The sequence below is a fragment of the Bacillus sp. JJ722 genome (genome assembly GCF_036963345.1).
Classification (GTDB): domain Bacteria; phylum Bacillota; class Bacilli; order Bacillales; family DSM-1321; genus Bacillus_AD.
The window spans coordinates 1-4,015 of the sequence record NZ_JBALMO010000334.1 but is presented as its reverse complement, the minus strand read 5'-3'; the positions used below and the strand labels follow the sequence as shown (position 1 = coordinate 4,015).

Genomic DNA, 4,015 nt, shown 5'->3' with positions numbered 1-4,015 from the left:
GTATATGTCTTATTTAAATTTTATACTTTTTCCCATATTTTTTAAAGTGAATTTGTATTTTTTGATAAAATTTTAAAATTCTTCACCCTCTTCCTTTCTCATTCTTTTAACTTTCCCTTGATGAGTAACTATTCTATATTCACCATGATCTGGTAAATATCTTAATTTTGCTTTTCCATCACAAATAACGATTACACAGCTTTTCGGAAGATCCAGAATATCAACTTCCAGTCTCATTGTCCTAGGGTTAATCTCGATATCTTTTAGTCTCATAGAATCTCCTCCTGTGGTATAATTAAGCTGCGACGCTGGGAAGGGATTCCTGGCTTTTTTTATTGTTATAAATGACTTACATGCTCTACTGGCATTGACCAATTACAACCACATGTAAATCTAATTCTAGTAATTTTCTTAGTTCGACTAAAGGTTTCATATTTACATTTAGGACAATAAGATTTAGATAGTTTCATTACCTCATCCCCTAGCTTGAATTTTCCTCCTACTAACTTCGCTTACTCTTTTGTTTCCTATTATTCAAACCTGTAAAAAGGCTTTTCTATCATTTCAAAAAACTACTATTTTAAATATAATACTGTATCATTATTAAAAGGAGGTTTTTTAATGTCTTATTACTCCAAATGCAATTGTGGTAAAAATCCTTGTTGTTGTGTTAAAACAAAACAATGTTCTCAAAGTCCAATCAATCCATCTAATATTGAATTTCAATTCGATGAAATAAGTGAACTCACAATCATACCGTTACCACAATCTCCTATTCCTCCCGTCCCACTATTAACAATTAGTTTTAGTACTGTCAAAGCTGGAGACAGAGTATTATTAAGTGGTATTATTAGCTTAATTAACACTACTCCTAATTTTGCGAATATATCTTTACGGATTGTAAGAACAGCTCCTCTTCTATCAAATCCTGAAACAATTTACACTCAAGCCTTCGTAATTGATTCTGAAGGTGATGACAATGCTACTCAAATTCCATTTTCACACATAGACGTCGTAACAAACCAACTATTTGAAGTAAGATACAGAGTTTTAGTGGAATCATTTCAGCCTAATGTAATTGCAACTAACCCTTCTACTTTATCAGCAATTAGATTTATTCAGTAAATTAAATATCGCGAAATCAAAATACACATCGAAAAAATATTAAATATGCTGTAATCTAGTCGAGTTAAGTATCTTGACTAGATTACGTCCTTTATAAATATCAACAGTTCCTTATTTCAATATTTGTATTACATAATCAACCTTGTGTATCCTAATCTTCATAATCAATTGGTACAAATTCATCTGCTGGAATCCACATCCACTTTCCGAGTGTGAATACTAAAAACATTAATACACCAAATGGTGTTTCTTGAGTTGCATAAACTGTATACACAACTTTATCGTTATCAAAACGCTTAACTTTAAACATAATTCCCTCCCAGTACTACATAATCAGCCTTGTGTTTCTCTGAATTTCCTATATTTGTAACTTATCCTCCTTTATAATCGTCTTATTTTTAAGGAGGTAATTACTTTTGAAAGTAAAAATATTATTTGTAATGCTCATATTGTGTTTTTTTGTTATTAGTGGTTGCTCTACTAATAAGGAGCAAGGAACCGAAAAAGCCCAGCCTGTCATAAAAAATCAAACAAACGATTTACCTAGCTTTGTAAAAGACGCCGATTTCAAACAAGTTGATTGGAGTAAAATGGTTACAAAAATCGGTTCAAATGGGCCGAGTGACATATTAGGTAATCCAAATAAAGTAGGCTATATCGGTCGAGAACTTCAAGCAGAAAAAATAGACAAATGGTTATGGCACTTTTTTGGGAAATCACACGGATACTTTACCATTGTTGCTTATCATCAAGAAACATCTACGAAAGCACCTATATTAAGAACTGGTTACACTACAGAATTCGCAGCAGGTGCGTTATATGGAGCAGATGCAACCATGCTATCAACCGTTTTATTACCCAAACCAGGAAAATGGGCTCTACTTGTCTATATTGATCAAAAGATTTTTGATACGTTAATAATTAACGTGACTGACAAATAAATACATTAATATGCTCAAGGTTCTCTTCAGAGAGCCTCCCCTATAGATGCTTTTTTTCATTAGGAGCATCTATTTCTTTTAAAATTAGGACAAGCATATAATTAAAACTCTTGTATTCTCATATAATGAAAAACCATTTCCTTACATTTACTCCTTTTTTACCAGCACTATTTAGTGTTGGTTATTTATTTAATGAAAAGGGTCTTCTATTTTTTACGGAATGATCCGAGGAGCTTTTATTTGTTCTTCTTCAAGTACTAGAATTCCACCATTTACTTCTAATGCTGAACCAATTGAACTTAGTAGATCTCCAGTAATTGCAATTTTTTGCTCTTGTAGAAGTCTTGTTAAATCTGTTTCACTTATCTGCTTTGTTACTGAAATTGCCTCTAAAATTGAACCAATCGTCCTAATCCAAACTCCTGTTAGAATTTGCTGTTCGCCAATTTGATTAGAATCATCTTCAAGAATCAAAAGTCCTGTTAAGCCTTTAATCTCAATAATTTGACCAATTACTTGAATCCAAAGTCCAATGGCAACCTCTTTTTCTAGTTCTACAATTTCTTTACTTTTTTTATCAGTGCTATTTTGTGGTTGTTCCATTTTACCAACTCTAGGTCTAGGTTTTTTTTTCTTATGTAGCTCAAATATTATTGTGTTGATATTGTAAAAAAGCTGGAGCGTTTTATAAGGCTTCTTCACCATCTGTTTCACAAAATCTACGAATTGTTCATTAAGCTGTTTTTTTCTTTCTGTTTTCATTAACTGCTTAATCAACCCCTGTTAGTTAACTAATACCTGAGTTACTTCATACAATATTCAAAAAAATGGAGTTGAACCTGAAATGGATTGACGTATCAACATCACGACATCAATTAAAACTTTTTGATGCAAACAGACTTATAAAAACTTACCCAATTGCAGTTGGGAAAATATTATCACCAACCCCTTCTGGGACATAAAAAATTATTAATAAACAACCTAATCCCGGCGGACCATTCGGAGTACTTTGGATGGGTTTGTCAAAAAAATTAATGCGCATAATTCACTTATTTCCTCTTCGGTGAAACACTCTCTCAAAATATCAAATTTTTGTTTCAAGCTATTTTGTAATTTTCTATTGAATATTCAGATAATTGAAGGTATAGTTTAAACAGAAAAAAATGTGGACTACTATACTAATAAAAAAGGATTGGTAATCTTGATTAAAATAATTGATTTTCAAAATATCACTACACTTACGAAACTATTTGAATTGCAACGAGCTTCTTATTTATGTTGAAGCAGAGTTAATTGGTTTTTTCGATCTTCCACCCCTAAAAGAATCTTTTGAAGAATTTCAACAATGTGGTGAAACCTTTTTAGGATATTTTGAAGAGGACGAGCTTGCAGGTGCCCTTTCTTTTACAATTGAAGGGGAGGAATTGACAATTTGTCGAATGGTCGTCCATCCAAACCATTTCCGAAAAGGAATTGCACAAATGCTGTTAGATAATTTAGAGGAAATTAATCAGAAATGTACTATTATAAAAGTCTCGACTGGAAAAGATAATGTCCCTGCTAAAAATTTATATTTGAAAAATGGCTTTCAATTTGTTAGAGATCTTATGGTTGCACCAGGCGTCTACATTAGTAAATTTGAAAAATAAACGAACAATCTTTAATTTAAACAGTACGACTTTATTTCAAATCTACAAAATGAATTATAATATCTTTCTACCTCTGCATTACAGAGTCTACTTTGTATTTAAAATCTTTCATATTTTCATTTCTTCAGAAGCTACAAGTTCTTATTTTAATTCCTTATTGAACTAATCTGCCCCGTTAGTGCAATAAGGATTTTTAAACAACTATATTATTTTTTAAACAACTTTATTGTAAATTAAACAACTTTATTATCTCTGCACACTATAACAAAAGATAAGAATTTCAATATAACATTTTGTCAT

General features: G+C 31.3%; 6 protein-coding genes and 1 pseudogene. 4 read left to right on the top strand and 3 right to left on the bottom strand.

Annotated elements, in window-relative coordinates; genetic code table 11:
• Nucleotides 1–72: 72 nt before the first annotated feature.
• Nucleotides 73–273: an XtrA/YqaO family protein gene (locus V7014_RS25435; RefSeq protein WP_335511619.1), complete on the bottom strand. Its 201-nt coding sequence runs from the start codon at nt 271–273 to the stop codon at nt 73–75.
• A 348-nt stretch (nt 274–621) separates the two neighbouring features.
• On the opposite strand from V7014_RS25435, the gene V7014_RS25430 reads away from it, so the two are divergent.
• The gene (locus V7014_RS25430) at nt 622–1,125 is read left to right on the top strand and encodes a hypothetical protein (protein WP_335511617.1); all 504 of its coding nucleotides are present in this window, start codon (nt 622–624) and stop codon (nt 1,123–1,125) included.
• A 151-nt stretch (nt 1,126–1,276) separates the two neighbouring features.
• Here the strand turns inward: V7014_RS25430 and V7014_RS25425 are convergent, their stop codons facing one another.
• Nucleotides 1,277–1,435 carry a hypothetical protein gene (locus V7014_RS25425; RefSeq protein WP_335511615.1) on the bottom strand — a complete coding sequence of 53 codons (159 nt, stop codon included), beginning with the start codon at nt 1,433–1,435 and terminating at the stop codon, nt 1,277–1,279.
• Nucleotides 1,436–1,541: 106 nt separating this feature from the next.
• On the opposite strand from V7014_RS25425, the gene V7014_RS25420 reads away from it, so the two are divergent.
• On the top strand, nt 1,542–2,066 hold the full coding sequence (locus V7014_RS25420) for a hypothetical protein (RefSeq protein ID WP_335511613.1): 525 nt from the start codon (nt 1,542–1,544) through the stop codon (nt 2,064–2,066).
• Nucleotides 2,067–2,279: 213 nt separating this feature from the next.
• Here V7014_RS25420 and V7014_RS25415 read toward each other — a convergent pair whose 3' ends face one another.
• Entirely contained in the window at nt 2,280–2,828 is a 549-nt protein-coding gene (locus V7014_RS25415) for a hypothetical protein (RefSeq protein ID WP_335511611.1), read from the bottom strand.
• Between the two features lie 65 nt (nt 2,829–2,893).
• Here V7014_RS25415 and V7014_RS25410 point away from each other — a divergent pair.
• Together V7014_RS25410 and V7014_RS25405 are read left to right on the top strand one after the other, a co-directional pair.
• Nucleotides 2,894–3,094 (top strand): annotated as a pseudogene (locus V7014_RS25410) (L,D-transpeptidase); the annotation flags it as partial.
• 222 nt (nt 3,095–3,316) lie between these two features.
• The gene (locus V7014_RS25405; protein WP_335511609.1) at nt 3,317–3,715 is read left to right on the top strand and encodes a GNAT family N-acetyltransferase; all 399 of its coding nucleotides are present in this window, start codon (nt 3,317–3,319) and stop codon (nt 3,713–3,715) included.
• The last annotated feature ends 300 nt before the right edge of the window (nt 3,716–4,015 follow it).

What these genes read in the sequence shown, in the direction of transcription:
- V7014_RS25435 (WP_335511619.1), bottom strand. Translation starts at nt 273, where the DNA reads ATGAGACTAAAAGATATCGAGATTAACCCTAGGACAATGAGACTGGAA.
- V7014_RS25430 (WP_335511617.1), top strand. Translation starts at nt 622, where the DNA reads ATGTCTTATTACTCCAAATGCAATTGTGGTAAAAATCCTTGTTGTTGT.
- V7014_RS25425 (WP_335511615.1), bottom strand. Translation starts at nt 1,435, where the DNA reads ATGTTTAAAGTTAAGCGTTTTGATAACGATAAAGTTGTGTATACAGTT.
- V7014_RS25415 (WP_335511611.1), bottom strand. Translation starts at nt 2,828, where the DNA reads ATGAAAACAGAAAGAAAAAAACAGCTTAATGAACAATTCGTAGATTTT.